This is a genomic window from Gorillibacterium massiliense (assembly GCF_000455485.1).
GTDB lineage: Bacteria > Bacillota > Bacilli > Paenibacillales > NBRC-103111 > Gorillibacterium > Gorillibacterium massiliense.
On record NZ_CBQR020000153.1, the window covers coordinates 72,187 to 96,746 of the forward strand.

19 protein-coding genes and 1 riboswitch are annotated in these 24,560 nt (G+C 54.0%); of the genes, 15 read left to right on the forward strand and 4 right to left on the reverse strand.

Translation table 11 applies throughout. The features are described 5' to 3' along the window. Positions 1 to 139 precede the first annotated feature (139 nt). The 8 genes from TJ79_RS22030 to TJ79_RS22055 all read left to right on the forward strand — a co-directional run bounded on the left by TJ79_RS22030 (position 140) and on the right by TJ79_RS22055 (position 10,854). Positions 140 to 3,613, forward strand: a complete 3,474-nt coding sequence (locus TJ79_RS22030; RefSeq protein WP_040952510.1) for a galactose-binding domain-containing protein — start codon at positions 140 to 142, stop codon at positions 3,611 to 3,613. Between the two features lie 216 nt (positions 3,614 to 3,829). Continuing rightward, on the forward strand, positions 3,830 to 5,935 hold the full coding sequence (locus TJ79_RS26250) for a sensor histidine kinase (protein WP_081757081.1): 2,106 nt from the start codon (positions 3,830 to 3,832) through the stop codon (positions 5,933 to 5,935). 20 nt (positions 5,936 to 5,955) lie between these two features. Beyond that, a complete protein-coding gene (locus TJ79_RS26255) occupies positions 5,956 to 7,038 on the forward strand; it encodes a response regulator (RefSeq protein ID WP_052339864.1) in 1,083 nt (360 codons plus the stop codon). A 175-nt stretch (positions 7,039 to 7,213) separates the two neighbouring features. Beyond that, positions 7,214 to 7,345 carry a chemotaxis protein CheB gene (locus tag TJ79_RS26890; RefSeq protein WP_202903360.1) on the forward strand — a complete coding sequence of 44 codons (132 nt, stop codon included), beginning with the start codon at positions 7,214 to 7,216 and terminating at the stop codon, positions 7,343 to 7,345. Positions 7,346 to 7,359: 14 nt separating this feature from the next. Further along, positions 7,360 to 7,749, forward strand: a complete 390-nt coding sequence (locus tag TJ79_RS26260; RefSeq protein ID WP_052339865.1) for a hypothetical protein — start codon at positions 7,360 to 7,362, stop codon at positions 7,747 to 7,749. Positions 7,750 to 7,775: 26 nt separating this feature from the next. Beyond that, positions 7,776 to 9,434, forward strand: a complete 1,659-nt coding sequence (locus TJ79_RS22045; protein ID WP_052339866.1) for an EAL domain-containing protein — start codon at positions 7,776 to 7,778, stop codon at positions 9,432 to 9,434. Between the two features lie 20 nt (positions 9,435 to 9,454). Then, positions 9,455 to 9,958 carry a chemotaxis protein CheX gene (locus TJ79_RS22050; protein ID WP_040952511.1) on the forward strand — a complete coding sequence of 168 codons (504 nt, stop codon included), beginning with the start codon at positions 9,455 to 9,457 and terminating at the stop codon, positions 9,956 to 9,958. A gap of 146 nt (positions 9,959 to 10,104) precedes the next feature. Continuing rightward, a riboswitch (cyclic di-AMP (ydaO/yuaA leader) is annotated at positions 10,105 to 10,287 on the forward strand. 150 nt (positions 10,288 to 10,437) lie between these two features. Next, positions 10,438 to 10,854, forward strand: a complete 417-nt coding sequence (locus TJ79_RS22055) for a hypothetical protein (protein ID WP_040952512.1) — start codon at positions 10,438 to 10,440, stop codon at positions 10,852 to 10,854. An 89-nt stretch (positions 10,855 to 10,943) separates the two neighbouring features. Here TJ79_RS22055 and TJ79_RS22060 read toward each other — a convergent pair whose 3' ends face one another. The 3 genes from TJ79_RS22060 to TJ79_RS22070 all read right to left on the reverse strand — a co-directional run bounded on the left by TJ79_RS22060 (position 10,944) and on the right by TJ79_RS22070 (position 13,749). After that, positions 10,944 to 12,293: an FtsW/RodA/SpoVE family cell cycle protein gene (locus TJ79_RS22060; protein ID WP_040952513.1), complete on the reverse strand. Its 1,350-nt coding sequence runs from the start codon at positions 12,291 to 12,293 to the stop codon at positions 10,944 to 10,946. Continuing rightward, positions 12,278 to 12,622, reverse strand: a complete 345-nt coding sequence (locus TJ79_RS22065) for a PadR family transcriptional regulator (protein WP_040952514.1) — start codon at positions 12,620 to 12,622, stop codon at positions 12,278 to 12,280. The genes TJ79_RS22060 and TJ79_RS22065 overlap by 16 nt, the downstream gene beginning before the upstream one ends. A 137-nt stretch (positions 12,623 to 12,759) precedes the next feature. Continuing rightward, positions 12,760 to 13,749 carry an oxidoreductase gene (locus tag TJ79_RS22070; protein WP_040952515.1) on the reverse strand — a complete coding sequence of 330 codons (990 nt, stop codon included), beginning with the start codon at positions 13,747 to 13,749 and terminating at the stop codon, positions 12,760 to 12,762. A 189-nt stretch (positions 13,750 to 13,938) separates the two neighbouring features. Here TJ79_RS22070 and TJ79_RS22075 point away from each other — a divergent pair, with 189 nt between their 5' ends. Continuing rightward, positions 13,939 to 15,528, forward strand: a complete 1,590-nt coding sequence (locus tag TJ79_RS22075; RefSeq protein WP_040952516.1) for a sigma-70 family RNA polymerase sigma factor — start codon at positions 13,939 to 13,941, stop codon at positions 15,526 to 15,528. A gap of 105 nt (positions 15,529 to 15,633) precedes the next feature. Here the strand turns inward: TJ79_RS22075 and TJ79_RS22080 are convergent, their stop codons facing one another. Beyond that, positions 15,634 to 16,314 (reverse strand): metalloregulator ArsR/SmtB family transcription factor, encoded by a 681-nt coding sequence (locus TJ79_RS22080; protein ID WP_040952517.1) that lies wholly within the window; start codon positions 16,312 to 16,314, stop codon positions 15,634 to 15,636. Between the two features lie 202 nt (positions 16,315 to 16,516). Here TJ79_RS22080 and TJ79_RS22085 point away from each other — a divergent pair, with 202 nt between their 5' ends. The 6 genes from TJ79_RS22085 to TJ79_RS22110 all read left to right on the forward strand — a co-directional run bounded on the left by TJ79_RS22085 (position 16,517) and on the right by TJ79_RS22110 (position 24,269). Next, positions 16,517 to 17,806: an ABC transporter ATP-binding protein gene (locus TJ79_RS22085; protein WP_052339867.1), complete on the forward strand. Its 1,290-nt coding sequence runs from the start codon at positions 16,517 to 16,519 to the stop codon at positions 17,804 to 17,806. Continuing rightward, positions 17,799 to 18,509 carry an ABC transporter permease subunit gene (locus tag TJ79_RS22090; protein WP_040952518.1) on the forward strand — a complete coding sequence of 237 codons (711 nt, stop codon included), beginning with the start codon at positions 17,799 to 17,801 and terminating at the stop codon, positions 18,507 to 18,509. The genes TJ79_RS22085 and TJ79_RS22090 overlap by 8 nt, the downstream gene beginning before the upstream one ends. A 14-nt stretch (positions 18,510 to 18,523) precedes the next feature. Beyond that, positions 18,524 to 19,927 (forward strand): GldG family protein, encoded by a 1,404-nt coding sequence (locus TJ79_RS22095; RefSeq protein WP_040952519.1) that lies wholly within the window; start codon positions 18,524 to 18,526, stop codon positions 19,925 to 19,927. Further along, positions 19,924 to 20,841, forward strand: coding sequence for a DUF4340 domain-containing protein (locus TJ79_RS22100; RefSeq protein WP_040952520.1), 918 nt, complete (start codon positions 19,924 to 19,926; stop codon positions 20,839 to 20,841). Before TJ79_RS22095 ends, TJ79_RS22100 begins: the two co-directional genes overlap by 4 nt. Before the next feature lie 146 nt (positions 20,842 to 20,987). Next, complete coding sequence (pyk, locus tag TJ79_RS22105) at positions 20,988 to 22,418, forward strand: pyruvate kinase (protein ID WP_040952521.1); 1,431 nt, start codon at positions 20,988 to 20,990, stop codon at positions 22,416 to 22,418. A 231-nt stretch (positions 22,419 to 22,649) separates the two neighbouring features. After that, a complete protein-coding gene (locus tag TJ79_RS22110; RefSeq protein ID WP_040952522.1) occupies positions 22,650 to 24,269 on the forward strand; it encodes an amidohydrolase in 1,620 nt (539 codons plus the stop codon). Positions 24,270 to 24,560: the final 291 nt, after the last annotated feature.

The window sequence follows — 24,560 nt, forward strand, 5'->3', positions numbered from 1 at the left end:
TACTCACTATCAAATTGGAAAGAGAAGTAAGGGGGTGATCGGAAAAGCAAGCGAAACCTCAAAAATGTCGTTATGTCAATCGTTTGATTGCAAGCGCTTTCTAAGGTGGATTACCGATTGGAAAAGACAAAGGAGGAAGATGAAGAAAATGGAGATGAAGGTGGACAAGCTGAAACGCTGTTCTCTTACCTTTCTGATTTTGGCCTTGATCATATCGAGTTTTTCCTTTCGTCCAACTGCTGCTCATGCGGCCACCAATCTTGCGTTAGGTAAAGCTGTAACGGCAAGCGGCTACAATGATGTGTACCAACCGTCGAATATCAATGATGGAAATGCGGCTACCTACTGGGAGAGTACGAATAATGCTTTTCCCGTTTGGGTGCGGATTGATCTCGGCAGCCTTCAGAGTGTGAACCAGGTGGTGCTGAAGCTCCCGGCAAGCTGGGAGGCGCGGACCCAAAATATCGCGGTATCCGGAAGCACTGACGATTCTACCTACACGGCTTTAGCGGCAGCCGCCAACTATACGTTTGATCCATCGAATGGGGGCAATTCCGTCACTATTTCATTTACAGCTACCAATGTCCGCTATGTGAAGTTGACCATTGCCTCCAACACGACATGGCCTGCCGGGCAAATTTCGGAGCTTGAAGTGTATAGTACCGCATCGCCAACGGTCACACCAACGGCAACGCCAACCGTCACGCCAACCGTAACACCGACCGTTACACCGACGGTGACCCCAACCGTCACGCCAACGGTTACTCCTACCGTAACACCTACTGCTACGCCAACAGCGACTCCGACGACAACGCCGACCGGCAGCAACCTTGCACTGAACAAGCTGATTGCGGCAAATTCCACCGTCTATACTTATGTGGCGACTAATGCCAATGACGGTAGCTTGACCACTTACTGGGAAGGAGCCGGCGGTTCGTATCCGAACACGTTGACGGTTAGCCTTGGGGCAAATGTCAACCTCAGCTCCATCGTGCTGAAGCTCAATCCGGATGCGATTTGGGCGAAGCGCACCCAGAACATTCAAGTGCTGGGCCGCGACCAGAACGGAGGCAGTTTCGTCAACCTGGTGTCTGCAACAAATTATGTTTTTGACCCGGCCACCGGCAATACGGTGACGATCCCAGTTTCCGGTACAGCCAGCGACGTACAGTTGAAAATCGCCTCCAACACAGGCTCCAGCGCAGGCCAAGTGGCGGAATTCCAGATCTACGGAACGCCGGCGCCTAATCCTGATTTGACCATTTCCGGCGTTAGCTGGACTCCGGCTTCTCCGGTGGAAACCGACAGCGTGACGCTGAAAGCAACGGTGGTCAACAGCGGGACAGCGGCATCGGCGGCTACGGCGGTGAACTTTTACCTTGGGACGACCCTCGCAGGCTCGGCTAGCGTCGGCGCTCTGGCGGCAGGAGCAAGCACGGATGTGTCTCTCGCCATCGGCACAAAAGACGCCGGCTCTTATCCGGTTACGGCTAAGGTCGATGAAGCGAACACAATAGTCGAGCTGAATAATGACAACAACAGCTTGACCAGTGCAACGCCACTTGTCATTGCACAGGTGCCCAGCTCCGATCTGGTGGCGTCAAGCGTGTCCTGGAGTCCCGGTAATCCTTCGGCGGGCAATACCGTCAGCTTCTCGGTCACTCTGAAAAACCAAGGAATCTCTGCATCCGCCGCCGGTACTCATGCAGTTACCCTTACCTTGACCGATGCAAGCAGCGGGGCGGTAGTCAAGACGTTGAATGCAACGTACACCGGGTCTCTTGCTCCGGGAGCGAGTGCCGCGCCTTTGAACATGGGAACCTGGACGGCGGTTAACGGCAAATACAACGTGACGACGCAAGTGGCGGTAGATGCCAACGAGCTGCCCGTAAAGCAGGCGAACAATACAAGCTCTCAGCCGTTTTTTGTCGGACGAGGCGCAAACATGCCCTATGACATGTATGAAGCCGAGGATGGTTCAATCGGCGGGGGAGCAGCCATAGTCGGGCCGAACCGCACCATCGGCGATCTGGCAGGCGAAGCCTCCGGGCGCAAAGCCGTCACTTTAAACAGCACCGGCAGTTACGTTCAGTTCACGACTCGGGCTAATACCAATACCCTCGTCGTTCGTTTCTCCATACCGGATGCAGCGGGAGGCGGCGGTATTGATTCCACGTTGAACGTTTACGTTAACGGAACGTTTTCCAAGGCGATTCCGTTGACTTCGCGCTACGCCTGGCTGTATGGAAACGAAACCAGCCCCGGCAATAGCCCGTCGGCAGGCTCGCCCCGCCATATTTACGACGAAGCCAACATGATGTTCGACACAACCATCCCCGCCGGAAGCACCATCCGTCTGCAAAAAGACGCTGCCAATACGACCAACTATGCCATTGATTTCATCAACTTGGAGCAGGTGGCGCCAATCGCCAACCCGAACCCGGCCAAGTACGTCACTCCGGCGGGCTTTACCCATCAGGACGTGCAAAATGCGCTGGATAAGTTCCGGATGGACACTACCGGCACTTTGGAAGGGGTTTATCTCCCGGCGGGAACCTATACGACTTCGCAAAAATTCCAAGTCTATGGCAAGCCGGTGAAGGTGATCGGTGCCGGTCCTTGGTACACCCGTTTTGTCGCCCCGTCCGGTCAGGACAATACGGACGTTGGGTTCCGGGTGGAAAGCTCGGTGAACGGATCGACCTTTGCCAACTTCTCATACTTCGGGAACTACACGTCGCGGATTGACGGACCGGGCAAAGTGTTCGATTTTTCCAACGTAGCGAACATGACCATCGACAACATTTGGGTCGAGCATCAGGTGTGTATGTACTGGGGAGCTAACACCGACTACATGACCATCAAAAACTCCCGCATCCGGGACACTTTTGCCGACGGCATCAACATGACCAACGGCAGTACGAACAATCTGGTTTCCAACAACGAAGCCCGGGCGACGGGGGACGACAGCTTCGCGCTGTTCTCAGCCATTGACGCAGGAGGAGCGGACGAGCGGGACAACGTCTTTGAAAACTTAACCTCGCTCCTGACGTGGCGTGCGGCGGGCGTAGCGGTATACGGTGGGTATGCCAACACCTTCCGCAACATCTATATTGCCGACACCCTCTGTTATTCCGGTATTACGATTAGCTCCCTGGACTTCGGCTATCCGATGAACGGGTTCGGGGCGACGCCGACAACCAACTTGCAAAACATCACCATCGCTCGGGCGGGCGGCCATTTCTGGGGTGCGCAGGTTTTCCCGGCGATCTGGGTGTTCTCCGCATCCAAGGTGTTCCAGGGAATCCGGGTCAGTGACGTGGATATCATCGATCCGACCTATGTAGGCATCATGTTCCAAACCAACTATGTCGGCGGGCAGCCGCAGTATCCGGTAGCTGACACCATTTTCACCAATGTGACCATTTCCGGCGCGCAAAAGAGCGGAGACATCTACGATGCCAAGTCGGGCGTAGGGATCTGGGCCAACGAGATGCCGGAGGCGGGGCAAGGGCCTGCGGTGGGTACGGTTATTTTCAACAATTTGAAAATGATCAATAACTACTTGAACATCAAGAACACGACGTCGACGTTTACAATTACGGTCAATTAAGCGATTGTCGGCGGTCGGTGAAACCATCAGAAGCAGCGGAAAAATAGCCGTTCCCCTATCGGGGGAGCGGCTATTTTTTGTTGACAGATTTGCGACTCGCCAAATAGTGTCTTTTGGCCTATCCGTTGTTGTAAGGAAATAGACTTTATCTTATTATTTAAATAACATTCCTATTAGATAGAGGGATACAAACGGAAGGATCTGGATGTTTGATAGATGGGTGGGACACATGTGGCTTTACGACTCAAACAACTGGATCATTTTAATGGCTACAAGACCGTAGTTTCCATCATCATGGGGCTGCTCGGATTTGCCGGATGCTTTATTCCGGTAAGCTTATCTTATGACGGCATGACGATTTTGGTCATCTGGAGTCTGATTTTCCCCTTAATGGCCGTGAAGGCATGGGGCGGAAGGTACGGTTTGTTCGGTATCATACCTGTATTTGTGCTTTTTTTCCCGGGGTATGTTCAGCGTTATGGAGTCCTGGCTTGCTTCGTCATCGGCTGCAGTTACGTGTTGTGGATCGCCATTCACAGCTACGGAGCTGTCGGGAAAAGGCCGGGCTCCTTATTTCGAGATTCATTTTTCCTGCAGACCGTGTACAGTCTGTTTTTTCTCCTTCTCTATCTCTGCGTCTCACCGCTAATGCGTATTGGGGTAGAGGATCACGAAATCTCGGTTAGGATCGGCCTGCCATTCGTTGAAGGTTTTCTCATGGTGCTGGTTTGTGAAAGGGTGCTGCGTATGCCCTATATTGGAAAATGGTTCGACCCAAGCTCCGGTTCCGAAGACAATTCGTCGCCAATCGCCGACAAGGCGGAGAATAACTCCCAATCGAAGGAATGGAAGGAAAAGAAGAACTACAGGCTTCTTATCGAAGAGATGCTGAACGGTTTTTACATCGTGGAGCCGGTGTTTAACGAACGGCAGGAATTCGCGGATATCCGCTTTGTCGATGTCAATCGGGCCTTTGAACGGCATGCTACCAGAAAGATACACGAGGTGCTGGGCAAAACCTGGACGGAGGTGTACGGAGTCCCCAACCGATACTTGACCTACTACGAGCAGGTATACCGAACCGGAGTTTCCCATATCCGCGAGTCTTATCATCCCTCCATTCAGCACAAGCGGTATTTGGCCAACATTTTTAAAATGAATGAGCACCACATCGGCGTCATATACGAGAATATTACCGATCAGATCAAGGCCGAGGGTGAAATCAAGACGCTGGCGGCCAATCTGAATGCTATTTTCGAGAGTACAAAGGAAATGATTTGGCTCGCCGATGAAAATCATCAGCTCATTATGTATAATCAGGCTTTTCAAGAGGGCGCGAAAAGATTGCTCGGGATCGACGTGAAGCCTGGCTTGGTTCCGAACGACTTTTTTATGGTGGATAAAGCGCAGGTTTTTGCGAACTGCTACGACAGGTCGATAAAAGAGGGGCAATTTGTCATCGAGGAAGATCTCGACGGAACCATCGTCGAGGCTTCGTTCAACCCTATCTTCATCGATGGGTGCGCAGCCGGTGTGGCTGTATTCTGCAAGGACATCACCGAGCAGAAGCGTGCCGAACAGGAAATCATGCGGCTTAACAGCGAGCTGGAGCAGCGGGTTATTGAAAGGACGAATGAACTGGAAGCCGTCATCCGCGAACTGGAAGCATTCACCTATACCGTGTCCCATGACCTCAAATCCCCGCTACGGGCGATTGATGCGTACAGCCGAATCATGCTAGAGGATTACCCGGAGCAATTGGAAGGCGATTTGAAAGAAATGACGGGACGTATCAAGAACATTAGCAGAGAGACGATTGTGCTTATCAACAAGCTACTGAAGTATTCGACATCGATCATGAATGAGGTGAACCGCGAGGAGATCGATATGCAGGAGCTGGTGACGGCCGTCTTCCGTGAGCAGGTGGTCGCTTTTCCGGAAAGACAAATCCAGCTCGTACTGGAAACCGAACTGCCTCAAGTGAAAGCGGACGGGAGCCTGATGCGGCAGGTGGTGGACAACCTCATTTCCAATGCCGTCAAGTTTACGAAGAATCGGGAGCATGCGGTTATTACCGTCGGCCACGTTAGTAGATTTGAAGATGTGGAGATCTACGTGCGCGACAACGGGATCGGTTTCGACATTGCGGATTCCAATGAGCTGTTCGTTTTGTTTCAGCGCTTGCATACGGTGGATGAGTTTGAGGGGACGGGCATCGGTTTACCCACTGTCAGCAAAATCATCCGCAGGCATGGTGGAAGAACCCACATAATAGGGAAGCCGGATGAGGGTGCGACGGTTTATTTTACATTGCCGTTTTAATGAAGGTGGGGAGCGCAACGATGTTTACGGTGATGTTAGTCGATGATTGTGACATTATGCGGGTGGATGTGAAACGACTGAGGCTATGGGGGGAGGCTTCGGGATTCGTCATTTCCGCAGAGGCGGGTGACGGACAAGAAGCGCTGGATAAATTGCGGCAGCAGCCGATGGATGTAGTCATCACCGACATCCGCATGCCGAAGATGGGCGGCATCGAGCTGCTGCGCTGCATTTCCGAGGAGAACCTAGCGCAGGCAACGGTTTTGCTCAGTGATTTTACAGAGTATGCCTATGCGCGGCAAGGCATGCTGTACGGCGCCTTCGATTATATCGGCAAGCCGGTGAACGGGGAGAAACTTGCCGAATTGCTGGAGCGAATCCGCAAGAATCTGGAGACTAAGCTGCAAGCGGAGATGAGGTTGAGCGATCTTCAAGGAGTCGTTAATGAAATCATGCTGACGGCGGGCAACATCGACCTCATCGTCGAGAAGATCGGTCGGGGGGATGCAGGCAGCCCCGATTTAACGGCAAGTCTCGTGGAGAAGGTGGCGATGGCATTGAATGGCGATATCGCCAGGGCGTCCTTGGTACTCAAAACGGCGTGGAACGGCATTATCGCCAAAACGCTGGAGAAGCACGCGTGGCTCTCCGCCTTCGCCGATGCGAGCGAATGGAAGCGGGATGTGATCGGATGCGGGGATTGGGCGGAGATCAAGGCGGTGCTCGGTGCGGGGGAACGCTCCCTGACCGCTTATATGGACCGGTTCATGGGCCATCACGGCAATGAGTTGGTGAACCGGGCGTGCCTATACATTCTTGAGCACATTGAAGAGGATGTGTCCGTAAAAGGGCTGACCGAAAAGCTGTTCATCAGCAAGTCGTATTTGAGCGATCTCTTCAAGGACAAAATGGGCATATCGCTATTGCAGTACATCACGACGGCAAAGGTTGCCAGAGCGAAGAGAATAATCTGCGAGACGAATTTGAAAAGTTACGAAATCGCCTATAAGTTGGGTTTTCAAGACAATGAGTATTTCAGCAAGGTATTCAAAAAGCACACCGGGTTGTCCTTAACGGAATTTCGACAAAATCAGGCAATCTAAAGCTGGTGGGGAGCACGGCGAATATAAGGAAAGAGCGGCATAATGCTTGCTCTTTCTTTTTTTGTCCATAAAAAGGAGCGGACATTTTTCGGGGCATTTCCCCATTTTTCTACATGTTCTTTTCATAGCGCTCAAGCTAAGATCAGGGTACGGCAGACACTGAGAGATTATGGAAATGATGATTGGCCAAGATGCCGGCTCTTCTGTCGTTTTCGGCATGCCAAAGGCGGCATTCGAGATAGGGGCCGTCGAGAAGCAGGAGGCGCTTTCCCGGATTCCGCAGTTGCTTGTTGATATGCTGAGATAGAGGAGGGGATCGGGATGAATTCGCAGGTTAGACTGGCATCGATGCGGAAATGGCTTATGCATAACCTGTTTCGTGCAGGCAAAGTCATGGATCCGCGAAAGGTTTCCCTGCGCATCGCAAGCATCTATGTCCTTTTAGGTGCAGGGTGGATCTTGCTATCGGACCAAATCCTACAATGGAGTGTATTCAACAAGGAGATCCTTACCCTCGTCAGCATGATGAAAGGCGGGCTCTACGTTCTGCTTACCGGTGCGATTCTTTTTAAGGTGATTTATTCGGCTATGCAAAGAATCGGCGCCAACGAGGATCACGAGAAAATGGAACGAACGCATCAAAAATGGGTGGCGTCCGACGTCACACTGCAATTGCAGTATGATGTCTTGTTGGATCAGCAGAGAAACTAATCGAAAACGAGGAGCGCTTCCGCAGCATGGCGAATCAGGATATGCTTACCGGCTTACCTAACCGCATGGCGCTGATAAGGGACTTATCGGAATGGATGGCGGACGGGAAGAATGGTAACGGCGCGCTATTGTTTTTGGATATGGATCGTTTTACGTATATCAATGCTTTCTTGGGTCATGCCATCGCTGATCAACTGATCCGACAGGTGGCTATTGAAATCGCTGAGGCATTGGCCGGATGTGGTTCCGTCTACCGCCTCGGAGGGGACGGATTTGTCGTCCACGTGCGGGACGGGCAGTGGGCTTGGGATATCGCGGGTTTAGTCGAAGGAATCTTTGAACGGTTCAAACAGCCGGTGAAAACGGATGGCGGCATTGTGCATGTCGGGTTTCACATCGGAGCATCCCTTTATCCGGAACACGGACTTCAGCCAGATGAGGTGATTATGCGGGCCGATATTGCTTTGTACAAAGCCAAAGAAGAAGGGAACCGATTCGTCCTGTACAGTCCGGTGATGGACGAATCGATTTTGGAGCGTGTGGAACTGGAGAAGCATTTGCGGAGTGCCTTGACGAACCGAGAGCTTGAGCTTCATTACCAGCCTCAGTTGGATTTGACGACGGGGGAGGTTGTCGGGTTCGAGGCACTGTTGCGCTGGAACAGCAAAGAGCTCGGAAGCGTCTCCCCATCCAAATTCATCAAAGTAGCGGAGGACGCCAATCTCATCCAAGAGATCGGCGAGTGGACGATGCGCCGTGCGTGCATGTTCATCAAAAAACTGCAGATGAACGGATTCAGCGATCAGACCGTTTCCGTCAACGTTTCAATCCTGCAGCTCATGCAGGATCATTTTGCCGAGATGGTGATGGAGATTCTGAATAGCCTGGAACTGAGCCCGGAGTGCCTGGAGCTGGAACTGACCGAATCCATTTTAATGGAATCCTATGAGCTAATCGGCGGCAAGCTGATGAAGCTGAAAGAATTTGGAGTGCGGATTGCCCTTGATGATTTCGGCAAAGGCTATTCATCCCTACATTATCTGCTGGAGCTTCCCATCTCCACTTTGAAAGTCGATAAGACCTTTATCGATAACATCGACCGAGGGATGAAGGAACGGACCTTGGCGGGGCATATCGTTTCCATTGGCAGAAGCATGGGCTTGTGCGTAGTGGCCGAAGGCGTTGAAACCCAAAAACAGATGGAGTATCTGGTTCAGCAAGGATGCCACAGAGTTCAAGGCTACTATTTCAGCAAACCGATTCCGGAAAAAGCGGCTGAGGAATTGCTGGTCGCAAATGCTGGAGATGGAATGAGTCAGCTCTTGTCCGCCCTGATTATCGAGGATTCGTTTTACGCGGCCGATTTGGATGTGAGAGAGCTGCGCAAGGCAGGCTTCATCGTCCGGTATAAACGGGTAACCGACAAGAAAGGGCTGTCAGCTGCCCTACAGGAGATGAGGTGGGACCTCGTCATCAGCGATAACATCCCCCAGTTTGGCTCCTTGCAGGCCCTTGCCATCCGCAACCGGATGTGCCGCGACATTCCGTTCGTCATCGTATCGGAAAACATATCCCGGCATGAAATCGAGCAAGCGATGGCTGATGGCTGCACGGCGTTTGTTTCAAAAGAAGAGTTGCACCAGTTGAGAGAGACGGTTGCCGCAATTTTTGCAGACAGCGACTGAAAATGGAAGAGGGGAAGGCCATGAATGCAGGGATTATCAACCAACTGATTCATGCCGCAAAATCGGTGTTACATTCGTTATGTCAAGAGGAAGCCGCTGTGGGGGAGGCTTTTGGGGGAAGATCATCTTTTCCGGCGGACTCGATGATTATTGTTGTAGGTATTGTGGGAGACCTCCGGGGTCAGGTTTATATTGAACTGCCACAAGAAACGGCGAAAGGGATCGCCGGAACCATGATGCGTGGGTTGATCATTCAAGAAGTAGATGACATCGGAAAAAGCGCCGTTTTGGAGATGGCGAACATGATCATGGGGAATGCGTGCATCCTGCTGAGTATAAGAAAGCTAGATGTAGATATCACGCCGCCTGCGGTTTTGATGGGCAGCCACATGAACATTACTGATTCCCAGCCAACGCTGGCAGTTCCCTTAATCCTTGAAAAGCACGGAACCGTCATCATGCATATCGCCATCGAGACAGTGACGGAGCATAAAATGAGAGAAAACGACCTCCAGCCAGCTTAAGAGAGAGGTATAACGATAATCCGGCAAGTAAGCGCTTTTTATCGAGAAATACACCAAAAAGGGCCCTTTGCAGGCTGCAACGCTTCTTTACAGCCGCATTCGGCGGGAGTATGATACGTCTCATGAACTGAAATATCTGACATACAGCGTCAAAACCGCTGAATTTCCGGTGATAAGCCGGAAAACGGGGGAACCGAAGGGATGCTTGGGGATGAAAGTCCAAGGATCTCAGGGGTGAATCCAGCTAGACGTTTTTTTCGTCTGGTTGGTAGGGCGACTTCCGCGTCCGAATCCGACAGCTAACCTCGTAAGCGTTTGGGAGTGGCGCCCGTCCGGCCGTCTATTAACGTGTCTACATAGACCGTTTCAAAGAAGCCACGGGAAAAGCCCTCTTCCCGTAGGCTTCTTTTTTGTGTGCGGCTGCATCGGCTCACCGGTGTAGGCGGTGTTTCATTAAAGTCCTTAGGAGGGATTCGTCCTTGGAAAAAGAATGTGTACTGGTCGCCGCGTCCCTGCCTGCAGGTGAGTCGCTGTTCCGGCTTTTGGCGTATCGCAAGGTGCCTTTTGCGGTACTGGTCAATCAAAAGGAGCAGAAGGAAAAGCTGCTGAAGCTAGGGATCGAGCGCATCGTCGAAGTCGACACGCAAAACCCGGCCAGTTGGTCGGCGCCGGATTTTTCGATTTGTCGGGTGTTTTTGTTTGAGGACAGCTTGAATTTGACCTGCCGTTATTTGCAGATCATCAAGCAGTGGACGGACGCTCCGGTTTATGTAGTCACGGGCAGCTGCAAACCGCGGACGTTGTACAAGAGCCTCGGAGCAGAACGGGTGGTCCATTGTCCGAACGGCGATCTGTCGTCTCTCGGGATCAAGACGTATCAAAGCGTAAGTGTGTAAAGTGTAAGGTGGGGGAAGGGCTAAGAAAGCGGGAAGCTCCCGAAACGACTGCTTAACGGCAGACCGGATCGGGAGCTTTTTTGCATTGTTTACATTTGTTGGGGGGCAGGAATCATCGGCTGTCTGCGGTAAATGCCCAGGATCAACCCGGCCATAGACATTTCGGCGACGGTATGCAAGCCTCCATAGCCGATGAACGGGAGAAAGAGACCGCCGATGGGCAGCAAGCCGAGGGTCATGCCGATGTTCCATGCTGTCGGAACGATGAAGAGCAGCAGGATGCCGCGGGCGAGAGTTTTTCCGTAAGGATCGCGAATGGCGAGAGAGATTGCGGCCAACCGGTAGAGGAAAAGAAGGATGGCTGCGCATATGGCCAAGCCTGCTGCCCAACCCATGCTGTGGATGAGGTAAGTGAGAATCAATTCATTGGCTGAAGCAAACATATTGGGATTTGATGAGGCGAATCCCTTGCCCAGCCAGCCGGAATCGTGGATGGCGGTTTGGATGAGCTGGTTGTAGAAGTTGCCATCTGGGTTACGATTAGGGTGGAGGAAACTGTTAAGTCGGAAAAAGTAGGTATCGAAGCGGACTTGAAAATACGCAGTATTCACAAACAGCAGGAAGGGGACGGCTGATAGAATCGAAAGACCGGCAACGGGAAAAAGATTTCGCCGGGAACCCCTAATCAATATTGCGCTGGAAGCAACGGCATACAAGAGCAACGGGATGAGGCTTAGATTCAGCAGCAGGAGAAGGCACGGCAACGCGGTAAACAGCAGCCACATTTTCCAGATAGGAGCCCGGTTCCACTTAGAGGTATGCAGAATTCCAATCATTCCCGCCAGTAGCAGGTATGGGGAGACATGGATCAACTGCTCGGGCGTAAATAGTCGGAGTTGCTCCCAATGCAGGTATACCTGCTTCTCTGGGAGTGCGATGGCATAGAGTAAAAAGGCGGCGGCGCCTCCAAACAATGGCCAGGACAGGATGTGCAGCTTCCGGTAATCGGTGAAGTAAAGGAGGATTAGCAAGGCGCCTCCAACCAGGGTAAACCAACCGTCATTCCGTAGCAAATATCCATAGAAACGGGGCTCGGCTATGTCTACCGCATACATGGCGACGGAGCCGATAACCGTAAGCAGGGCGAGAAGTGCTAGCAACAGCCAATCAGTTCGGGGTTTATGAGCTCGGTGAAACTGTTTGCCCAGCTCGGCGGGATCTCCCATCCGTTCTACCGCCCGGAGTACTACTTCCTCTTCCGGGAGTTCATGCCCTGCGTCAGCTTGCAATTGAGCAACCGTTTCATCTAAATGGCTTAACAACTCCCATTCCACCTGCTGATGCATCTCCCGTGCCCGGATGGGACGGCAAACCTCCCGAAGAAACCGCTGCACGCATTCGTAATCCTTTAGATTGGTTAACGTCATGAACGAATCCAAGCTTGCTCCCCTCCTATTACCTTGTCTACTGCCGACCGGAAAAGACGCCATTCCCGGGCTTTCTCCTCCAACTGGCGCCGACCGTCTTCGGTGATGCGGTAATTTTTCCGCTTCCGACCTTCCGCCTCGCTCCAATAGGCTTCTACCCAATGCTCTGCTTCCAGCATGTGCAGAATGGGATACAGCGTTCCTTCCTTAAAGGTGAGAATACCCTCCGATCGCGTCTCGATTTCCTTGGCCATTTCATATCCGTACATATCTTTACGGGCCAGGAGAGTGAGGATCAAGGGAACGGTACTGCCTTTCAGCAGTTCTTTACTGATTTTCACAACGGGCCCCCCTTTCTATGATGCATCGTATATCTATGTATAGGTTAATTGAAAATATTGGATAATACAAGTGGGTGGACAAAAAAACAAGCCAGGCGCTCTCGAGAGCCCTGGCTTGTTTATTGGTAGAGCTGTGGTTATATTTTGACAACGAGTCGGCCTTGCACATTGCCGGCCAAGATGCTGTCCATTGCCTGCGGCACCTCTTCCAGGGAGATCTCCTGATAGATGAGCTGCAGATTGTCTGGCTTCCAGTCCCCGGCCAGCTTGTTCCAAATGCTGATCCGTTCAGGATGAGGGCAGAAGACAGAGTCGACGCCAAGGAGACTCACGCCCCGCAAAATGAACGGATACACCGTGGCCGGCAGCTCCATCCCGCCGGCCATGCCGCATGCGGCGACGGCTCCGCCGTACTGCGTCGCCGCCAGCGCGTGGGCGAGCGTCGCTCCGCCCACCGGGTCCACCACCCCGGCCCAGCGCTGCCGCGCCAGGGCCGGCGGTGTCCCTTGGGGCGCGTAGTCGCCGCGCCCCAAAATCTCGGCTGCGCCCAACTGGCGCAGCCAATCACGGGCCGCCGCCTTGCCGGTGCCGGCGGCCACGGTGTAGCCTCGCCGCGCCAAGAGCGCGACGGCGAGGCTGCCTACGCCGCCGCCGGCACCGGTGACCAGCACCGGCCCGCGCTCCGGCGTTAGCCCGGCGGCTTCGAGCCGTGCCACGCACAGCGCCGCCGTCAGGCCGGCAGTGCCGTAGGCCATGGCCTCCACCGGGGTGAGGCCGGCGGGCAGCGGCACCGCCCAAGCGGCGGGCACGCGGGCGTACTGGCTTAAGCCGCCAAAGTGGGATACGCCGAGGCCGTAGCCGGTGACCAGCACGGCGTCCCCTTCGCGGAACCCGTCCGCCTGAGACGAAACCACCGTGCCCGCCAAATCGATGCCGGGAATGAACGGGTACTTGTTCACGATCTTCCCGTCCGGTCTCCCGGCTAATCCGTCTTTATAATTCAAACCGGAATGGCTGACTTTGATCAGCAGCTCACCCTCCGGCAGATCATTGAACGTCCATTCCCTAATTTCCCGGGTAAAAACATCGCCATCACGATCAACCGTCAATGCCCGAAACATCGTCATTTCTCTCTTCCTCCTCTTCGGCCTCTATCTTTGCGCCGTCTTGTCCGCCTTTATTCTATACCTTTGACCGCTCATTATCCACTCACTGCCAATTAGGCATTCGCGATGCGATATAATGAATCGGTGTAACCTTATTCCGGAAAATCGGCACCTATTATATAGAACAAAAAGGAAGAGAGGTCGGGCTGCATGAGGCAATGGGTCGAGGCGGTCAAACCGGCACAAAGCGGCGATGCGGAAGCCTTTGGGGAATTGGTCCGACATTTTCGCGGCATGGCCTTTAGGTTGGCATACGAAAAAGCAGGGGATGTGCATCTGGCGGAAGATGCGGTCCAGGAGGCTTTTACGGAGGCATACCTGCACTTGGGCAAGCTAAACGAGCCATTGGCCTTTCCAGGATGGTTAAAAACCATTGTCGCCCGGCAGATTTCGCGGATGCTGCGTTCCAAGGAGGAAGGGCGTTCCCCGCTGCCGCTTATGGAAACCGCGCGAGGATTCGCGGACATGACTGACGTTGTGGACGTGATCATGCGGAAAGAAGGGGAGCGGGCATTGTGGGATTCCGTGGCGGCCTTGTCCGAGACGTTGCGGGTTCCCATGCAGCTGTTTTATCGGTATGGCTACTCTCTTGCGGAGATCTCCAACGATCTGGGCATTCCGGTTCCTACATTGAAAAAACGCCTGTTCGACGCCCGCCGGAAGCTTAGAACCGCGCTTCCCATTTCCGACCTCGCTTCGATGTTCAATCACTTAGTTGAGGAGGGTGTGCGTATGCTGCATATTGTCAATGGAGATCAAGTGGGGAACCTGCTAAAACAGGGCATCGTGAAGGGCGATGTGTTGGTTTGGAGAGAGATCTATTCGGTGGGTCCGGTATTTGAGACGCTATCGGGTGAAAAAGAACGCCAAGTACGGGCGCAGGATTTGGAAAGAACCCTCGGCATTCCGGCGGACACGTATATCTCTGGTTGCATCCGGCAAGAGGAAACATTAGCGGACATTCAGCGTTACGAGGAAGTCGTGCTGTGGTTTGAGCATGATCTGTTTGATCAAAGCATGCTTGCTTATTTATTGCACGAGTTGAGCAAACGCAAGCTGGAAAGCACAAAACTCAGCCTGCTTTGCATCGGGGAGTTTCCCGGTATCGAGCTGTTCCATGGACTTGGGCAGCTTTCCGCCCAACAGCTCTCGACATTGACCGGGACGTGGCGGACCATTGGGCGACGGGAGATGGAGCTCGGAAACGAGCTTTGGCGGGCATACGCATCTTCCGACCCATTGCGCCTATGGAACCTTTTGGAGTTGAAAAAGGAGGCAATCGCCTCATCCGCAAACCCATTCGCTTATGAGGCCTTTAAGGCGCACCTTTCGCGGCTGCCTTCCATTCGTAACGGCCTCGGCGTCGTGGAGCAAGCGACCCTGGAAGCCGTCCGTTCCGGAACGGAGACTCCGCTGGAATTGTTCCGTCAAGTCACCGATACACTGCCGGTTCTGGGCATGGGGGACCTGGAATTTTGGATGTACCTTTGGGCTTTGGCGCAAAGCCCCCAACCGCTGTTGATCATCAACGGAGTTGAGCCCGGGGCCGACTTTAGGCAGGTTTCGGGGTTCCTGCAGCGAAGAGTCCAGCTGACCGCTATCGGGGAACAGATCCTGGACGGGTCTGCGGATCGGGTCGCCTTGCAGGGCATCGACCAATGGTATGGCGGGCTGCATCTCCATGGCCGCGAGGTCCCGTGGCGCTGGGATAGTGCCGCTGGAGAGCCTGTTCGGGTTTAAAGAGGTCTCCCCAAAAGTCGGTTTCTTCCACGCATTCGGTTGAACAAAACCATTATAAACGAACACGGGCCGTACCCTCTTCCAACAGGGTCGGCCCGTGAATCGTTACTTCAAATCTTGCCACTTCGTCCATAACTCCCGGGGGTTGAGCTCGTAGATTTCTTTTTCCCGGTACATGAACTGCTGCATGATCATCTCCCGCCGCAACGTGGCGTAATCCTCGTGATAATTTTTGATGAAAGCATTGATTTCCTTCTCTGTGTACGTCCTTCCCATTTCCAGTTTTTCGGCAAGAGACTCCAGCACGATCAGTTTCTTTTTATGTTGGGCGGGAAGATGCTTCAGGCGTCCGTCCGCTGTGAAGAAGTTTTTCAAAACCGTAGCGCGGAGCTGGTCCTCCGCTTGCTTTCGGGTTTCATCCTCCACTGTCGGCGCGTGTTCATTTGCGTATGGGTGTTCCATCGTTTCATCGCCTCCTTTCGTAGAATGTGCGGGTACGTGCCCCTCTGGCAACCCGCGGAAAATAAATTCCAGGCTGGCTGCCGCCTTGTCTTTTAACATACCGGTCGATAGGGAAAAATAGTGAGTATTCTTCTCCCGCCGTTCATGGATCAGCCCGGCTTCCCGCAATTTGGCGGTGTGGTGGGTGATAGTAGGCTGGGAGATTCCTAATTTTTCGGCCAGTGCCTGTCCGCTGCGTTCGCCGCTCGCCAGCAAGTGCAAAATACGGATGCGTGTGGGATCGGCCAGGGCTTTATGGTAAGTCACGATCTTTTCTAGTTGCATAATCGGTACCTCCTGAATCAACTTAAACAAATGTCTAATTAGATTATATTCTAAGTAGACGAAAGTTTCAATAGGCACCGGGTTGGCTCATCCGGTATCATTTTTTAATCTTCTTTTCAGCTTCCTTTAAGGTGGGTTTAGATTTCATCCGCTAAAGTAAAAGCCGAATGACTTTTGTAAGAGGTAAAGGAGGGGCAGCGTCTTGCTTGAAGTAAAAAAAGTAAGCAAGTTGTATGCAAACCGGCGAGGAGTGGAAGAGATTGATTTTTCCATGAACCGCGGGGAGATCGTCGGCTTTCTTGGGCCTAACGGAGCCGGAAAAACGACGACCATGCGGATGATCACCGGGTACTTGAATCCGACCCGAGGCAACATTCTGGTGGACGGACATTCCATGAGCGATCATCCGAAAAAAGCGAGGATGAAAATCGGCTACTTGCCGGAGACACCGCCTTTGTATGCGGAAATGAGGGTAAAGGAATATTTGCGCTTTATTGCCGACCTCAGGTCCATCCCCGTTCGCGAGCAAAAGCGGCAGATCGCCGAAGCGGTGGACAAGCTAGGACTTGTCGGCCGGGAAAATCAGGTGATCCGCGGTCTTTCCAAAGGCTACCGGCAGCGTCTTGGCTTAGCTCAGGCGATTTTGCACAAGCCGGATCTGCTCGTTTTGGATGAGCCGACATCCGGTTTAGACCCGTTGCAAATCATCGAGATCCGTCAGCTCATTCGCGAGCTTGGCGAAAACCATACGGTTCTGCTCAGCACCCATATCCTTCCGGAGGTAACGACCCTCTGCAACCGCGTACTGATTATCAATCAAGGGAGGATCGTCACGGATGGACGTCCCGACGAGTTGGCCCGGAATATGGGCGAAACCTTCGAAGTGGATCTGGAAGTGAAAGGGCCGCGGGAGATTATTGTGCGTGAACTGCGCAGCTTGCCTGCCGTTGCTTCGGTTACGGTAATCGGCGAGGATGCCGGCACAGGAACAGTCGTTTTGAACGGCCTCGGCGCATCGGATCTGCCGGAAGAACTTCATGATCCGGGACAATTGGAGGCTAGCGTGGAACCGGACGGCCTGGTTGTTCTGCAGGCTGACGAAGATACCACCGAAGATTCCGGCGTCGCCCCAGGAGCAGGCGAAGAGTCCGTCGAGTCCGACGAGCCGGAAGGCGCCGATGCAGCCGAAGGAGCACCTAACGATTCGGCCGATACCGTCGTTGCGTCCGCAGCACCTGACGTGCCGGCCCCATCTGCCGCAGCCGCCACCGTTCGTCTGCATGTCACCGCCAAGGAACGGGACGATTTGCGTGAGGAAATCTTCTTCCGCATGGCGAGATTGAATTACCCGATTCTGGAGATGCGTCGGATCAGCATGAGCCTGGAAGATATCTTCCTCAAGTTGACCACGGACGAGGCAGCGGTGCAGGCCCACGACCATGATGGAGATACTGGCGCAGATGCGGCAAAGGAGGCTGGTTCGGATGCGTAGAACCTGGGCACTCGCCCGCAAAGAGCTGCAAATGTATTTTTACTCGCCGACGTCGTATGTGGCCTTTGCTTTCTATTTCCTCGTCAGCGGCTTCTTTTTCAGCAGCGATTTCCTGTCCACCCAAAGCATAGACATCCGCCCGATGTTCGGCAATTTCATGGTGGTCTACCTGTTCGTCATCCCGCTGTTGACCATGCGGCTCATTTCCGATGAGCTTCGGCTCGGTACGGACGAACTGCTGCTCACGTCTCCCGCCAGCGTAACGGAGATCGTGCTGGGCAAATATATCGCAGCATTTTTCGTCCAGTTTGCTCTCACTGTCGGGGCGCTGGTTTACCCGCTGATCTTGAGCTCTTTCGGCAAACTGGATCAGCCGACGCTATGGCTTTCTTATCTGAGCCTGTTGCTGCTCGGCGCAGCGATGATGGCTGTCGGTCTGTTCGCCTCTACTTTAAGTGCCCACCAAATGGTGGCGGGCATCGTCGCCTTCGCGATCCTGCTCTTGCTCTGGATGATGGATTGGCTTGGGTCCGGCGTGCTTTCGGGCATCGCCGATTGGCTGAGCTTCTTCTCCTTGCCCGGACATACGGCCAACATGCAGAAGGGCTTACTCAACCTGACGGACATTATTTACTATGTCGGATTCATCGTCGTGTTTTTGGTCATCACGATTCAAACCCTGGAACGGAAACGTTGGAGATAAGGAGGTAGACCGATATGAAAAACTGGTTAAAAGGAACGAACGCAGCGGTGCTCTCTATCGCTGTTGTCGCCGTCTTCATCTTACTCATGGTCTTCCTTCACTCGGCGAAGGACGTCCAGTGGGATATGACTTCAAATAAAAGCTTCACGCTGTCCGAGCAAACGAACACGACTTTGAAGGATCTGGATCAAAAGGTGCATGTAGTCGTATTCACGGCTCCCGGCGCCGATTACTATACCCGGCAAATTACCGACTTGCTGGAGACCTATCACAAGAAAAACAGTAACCTAACCTGGGAATCCGTCGATCCCGCCAAAAAGCCTTCCATCGCCGAGAAATATGAGGTGACCGATTACGGCACCATTGTGATGGAGATGGGCACCAACCGCAAGACCTACTCGTACAGCGATATTTTCACAATGAATGCCGCCCAAACGGGCTACGACTTCGCTGGCGAACAGGTTTTGACCCAAGGGATCATAGGCTTTACCTCGAAGGAAAAGACCAACGTCTACGTCCTGACGGGTCAAGGGGAGTATTCTTCCACTGAGCTCACGCAGCTCACGAAAAGCCTGGAAGGCGAAAACTACGTCGTCACCGACCTCAATCTGTTGAAAGAGGCGAAAATTCCCGACGACGCCAAAGCCCTCTACGTGCTCGATCCGAAAAAAGATTTGACCGACGCAGAGGCGAAGCTCGTTTTGGATTACGTCAAAGGCGATGGCAAGCTGATGATGGCCTTGGGCGTAACCAAGGATATGGAAACATGGAAAAACTGGAATGACGTGTTGGCCGCCGTCGGCGTTAAGAACGTGCAGGCACTGGCTGTGGAGAGCAAAAAATCGTTGATGACGGACCCGCTGACCATTATTCCAGAGTACGGCAATCACGACATTACGGATAAGCTGTCCCAAGCGAATGAATCCTTGGTTATGCCGGCTTCCATCGCTTTGAAGGAAACGGATAAGCACGAGGGCCTGACGCTCACTCCGCTCCTTACGACGTCCTCCGACAGTTATGGTAAAACCAATGTGAACGAAATCTTGAACGCCGCCCAGCAGCTGACCGAAAAAGATATCGCGAAGGCCGCCGCCGACGTGGCGGGTCCGCTGGATCTGGCTTTCGCAGTTGAAGATGCCAACAGCAAACCGAAAGCCGTCGTGATCGGCAACGGGATTTTCCTGGGTGATCAGTGGTTTACGCAGTATGGCAACCGCGACTTCTTCATGAACAGCGCCGGCTGGCTGCAGGAGCAGAAGGGTGGCATCACCATCCGCGCCCGTGAAGATGTGGCTGTGAAGCAGGCGCTGCTGACACCGGCTAAGAGCAATACGATCTTCGTTTTGACCGTGGCCGTCATCCCTGCCCTGTTCTTGCTGGCAGGAGGCACCATCTGGTGGAGGAGGCGGAGAGCATGAAGCGTCTGATACCCACCCTGCTGCTCGTGATCATCTGCATCGGCGGGTTCTGGTACGCCTCAAGCCAAGGCTATCTCAAAGGGAAAAAGGCCGATGAGGCGAAGCCGCTTTTTCAAATGAAGGCGGCGGACGTTCAATCCTATACCATCGAAAGCGGCGAAAACAAAGTGGACATGGTGAAAAGCGGTGACGGGTGGTCGATGACGACCCCCTCCCCCGTTCCGCTGAAGAGCTATACGGCGGACGGTTGGCCGGAAAGCTTCGCCGCGCTCACTTACGCATCTATCGTTGAGAAGAACCCGACGGATTTGGCCGAGTACGGTTTGGCGGAACCGGTGTGGAAGCTTGGAGTGAAGCTGGCTGACGGCACAACCCATCAGCTTTTGACCGGGAAAAGCCTGCCCATTGCCGGCAGCAGCTATGTTAAGCTGGCGGATTCGCCGGTGGTGTACGAGGTGAAGGATACAGATATGCAATCGCTGATGGTGACGGCGAAGGATTTTGCCGACATGAACGCGATCCATATGGATTATGACCAGGTGACGGCGATTTCTGTGGCCTGGAAGGGTCAAAGCTGGAAGCTGGAGAAAGCCGAAGCGGATAAAACCGTCTATGAAACCAAGTGGAAAATCGGTTCTAAAGAGCTGGAATCCGCAGCCGGCACCGGCATCCTCGACAAAGTACGAGACTTGGCGGCGACGGACCTGCCTGTCGATGCGGCTAAGGCTTCCATCGGTGACAAGCCGGATTTGACCCTCACGATATCGGAAAAGAAGACCGACGGCACGACCACTGAACTTTCCTATAAAGGGAAAATCGCGGATCAAACCGTCAATCTGCTGGAAGACGGCGGGAAATGGGCATATGCTGTCCCCCTTGCTTCCATCGAAGAAATCGTTAACGCCGGTAAATAGTACGATCTCGGGCTGCCGATATTAAATCGGCGGCCTTTTTTTGCGCGGGGGAATAGATTTCAGAGGCTTGTTGGGCTATGCTTATACTAATATGGACAAGTCGGATTTTTATAAGTGATGAAGGGTGCTAGCGAGGAGGGGCTAATATGCGCAAAACGAAAATTGTTTGTACGATTGGACCGGCCAGTGAATCTCCGGATATGCTCCGCAAAATGATGGAGGCGGGCATGGATGTCGCCCGTTTGAATGTCGCTCACGGCGGGTTTGAAGAACACGGAGCGCGAATCGATGTCATCCGCGCCGTCTCCCGGCAATTGGGGAAAACCGTGGCCGTCATGCTGGATATCAAAGGCCCCGAAGTCCGCATCGGTGCGATTCGGGATGGGGCCGTCCCGCTTACGCCTGGCGCGATGATAACGCTTACCACGGATGTGGTCGAAGGAGATGCGGAGCGGGTTACCGTTACCTACAAAGACCTGCCGCAGGATGCCTGCAAAGGCACCGTTATTCTCATCGATGACGGGCTGATTCGCTTGGAGGTGACGGAGGCTGGCGGCAGTGAGGTGCGCTGCGTCGTTGTCAACGGCGGAGTCTTGAAAAGCCGCAAGGGAGTCAATATCCCGGGATTGCATGTCAATTTGCCTGGCGTTACCGAGCGTGACGTACAGTTTATCCGTTTTGGCATTGAAAAACGCATCGACGTCATCGCCGCTTCCTTTGTGCGGAAAGCTGCGGACGTGATGGAGATCCGCAGCATTTTGGAAAAGGAAAACGCCGGCCACATCCGCATCATCGCGAAGATCGAGGATCAGGAAGGCGTGGACAACCTGGATGAGATTTTAGAAGCGGCGGATGGGATCATGGTCGCCCGGGGTGATATGGGCGTAAACCTGAACGCTGAGGAAGTACCTCCGGTGCAGAAAATGATCATCCGTAAATGTAACGCCGCGGGTAAGCCGGTTATCACCGCCACGCATATGCTGGAATCGATGCAGGTCAACCCACGGCCAAGCCGGGCAGAAGCCACCGATGTCGCGGGTGCCGTGTTTGACGGCAGTGACGCCGTGATGCTCTCCGGCGAAAGCGCAGCCGGCAAGTATCCGCTGGAATCCGTCAAGGTGATGGCGCGAATCGCCGAGCGGGCTGAGCAAGGAATAGTGCATACTCTTGGGGAGCCATGGTCCGATCCCGCCTATAGCTCCAGCACGGTGAGCATCACCGAAGCGGTCTGCCGTTCCGCCGTGCATGCGGCGACGGAGCTGCGGGCGGCGGCCATCGTCGCCCCTACCATGAGCGGCTTTACGGCACGGATGGCGGCGAAATACCGGCCGGAATGCCCGGTGCTGGCGGTATCTCCGGACGAAAAAACGCTCCCCGGCCTCTGCATGGTCCGTGGCGTCATCCCGCTTAAAGGAGACGAGATCGAGGATACGGACCACATGATCGAGATGTGCGAGGTTCGCGCCGTGCGGGCCGGTTATTTGAACGCCGGCGACTTGGTGGTACTGGTGGCGGGCGTCCCTGTTGGCGAGTCGGCTCCCACCAACCTGATCAAGATTCACCGCATCGGCGAATAGGGCATTCGGCTAGTATAATTTGAACGAAAGAATGGGATGAAGGAGCGGAGAAACCGATTGTTCTGGAAAAGCGTCAGCGGTCGCCTTTGCAATCAGATTCCTCCCTCTAAGGAGTTGTCGAATCAGGGAATCTGAGTGCAACAGCGACTCTCCAGAATAATCAGGTTTTGCAGCGACGTAATCCTTACAATCTTTCGTTCCGTTTATACCACCTGTTAGGAGGGGGGAAGAATGTCCGGCACGCTTTTTTTAAACGGAAGACGTTCGGATTTACCCCGACCGGGACGGGATATCCCGGAGGATTTGGCGGTCTACGCAGAGAACGGAATCATCCGGGCGGTCGGCAGTGGACAGGAGCTTCGCCTTCAACTCACAGGCCGGGACTATCGCACGGTAGACTGGGAAGGCGGCTACGTGCTTCCTGGATTGGCGGACAGTCACATGCATTTGTCGATGCACGGCATGAAGCTGGCGGCATTGGATTTTTCGGAGGCCCGATCGAAGGATGAGATGCTGGAACTCTTGCGACAGCGGGCGGAAACGACATCTCCCGGAGAATGGATTCTCGGGCTTAACTGGAACGAAAATGCCTTTACACCGGCGGTTGCGCCGACGATTGACGAACTGGACGCCGTGACGGAGCGGCATCCGGTGATGCTCACTCGGGTTTGCTTCCATGCTTATTTGGCCAATTCGGAAGCTTTTCGCCGGGCCGGTTTGACGGAAGGCGCGCCGGACCCGGAATCCGGCGCATATGGGCGGGATGCGGAGGGCCGGTTTAACGGCATGGTCTACGAGGATGCGGCTGCTCCTTTTCAGAAGGTGCTGCCGGAGCCGGACTATGCGGCGAAGAAGGAATGCATCCGCAGGGCTAGTCTGGACGCTTTGAGGTTAGGGCTTACGGCTTCCCATACCGATGACTTGCGGTTTTTGGGCAGCCTGGAAACGATGCTGCGCATTTACCGGGAGCTGCGGGAGGAAGGGGTGCTGCTGCGCACGAACCAGCTTGTGTACTATCCCTTTCTGGAGGAAGCTGCTGCTCTCGGGCTCAAGGCGGGCAGCGGCGACAGCTGGCTGAAGATCGGAGCGGCCAAAGTGTTTGCCGACGGCGTCCTGGGCGGACGGACGGCACTTTTGAGTAAACCTTACGCGGATGATCCCGGCAATCGGGGCATCGCCATCCACTCCCAGGAAGGGCTGAACGCCATCGTCGCCAAGGCGCGGGAGACCGGCCTGCCAATGGCGGTCCACGCTATCGGAGATGAGGCGGCGGCCATGACCCTAAATGCCTTGGAGCTGCATTCGGGTGTGGGGGTTACCGAACGCTATCCCGACCGGCTGATCCATGCCCTGGTGCTGCGCCCCGATCTGGTGGAGCGGATGGCTCGGCTGCCGCTGGCAGCGGATATTCAGCCCCACTTTGTGGTCAGCGATTTTCCTTGGGCGCTGGAACGCATGGGAGATGACAGGCGGGAGTACCTCTACGCCTGGAGAAAGCTACTGGCCGCAGGGATTCCCTGCGCCGGAGGAAGCGATGCGCCCATTGAACCGCTGAACCCGTTTCTGGGGCTGCATGCCGCCGTCGCTCGCCGTAGGCCTGGCGTCCTCCACGATGGCTACCTGCCGCAGGAGAAGCTGACGCTTGCCGAGGCCGTGGACCTTTTCACCGTAGGCAGCGCCTATATCGAGGGTGAAGCGGCGGTACGGGGCAAGCTGGCTGTCGGCTATGCGGCGGACTTTACCGTCGTCGACCGGGACATTTTCGCCTTAGCGGACCGGGTGGACGAACTGGCGGATACCGAAGTACAGATGACGGTGGTAAACGGCGAAACGGCTTATTCACGGCATTAACGATTTTTTTATAAGGGAAGCTCTCGACGGCAAGGTGATGCTGTTCAGGTGCTTCTTTTTTGCTATATAATGCTTCATTAGGGTTGACTTTACTTTGGGTCAGTGTCGGCGCAAAGCCGTTTATCCTTGGTGCTGCGTCAAAAGCGAGCAATTTGGTTATGTACTTCAATGAGGTCTTGTCTATGCGAAAGGCGCGGCAACCCGTCGAAGAGAGAAACCGATTGCCTTGTCACCATGCAACAATGTTTTTCGGTCTTACATAAAAAAATGACGGGTGCCTTCCTAAGACCT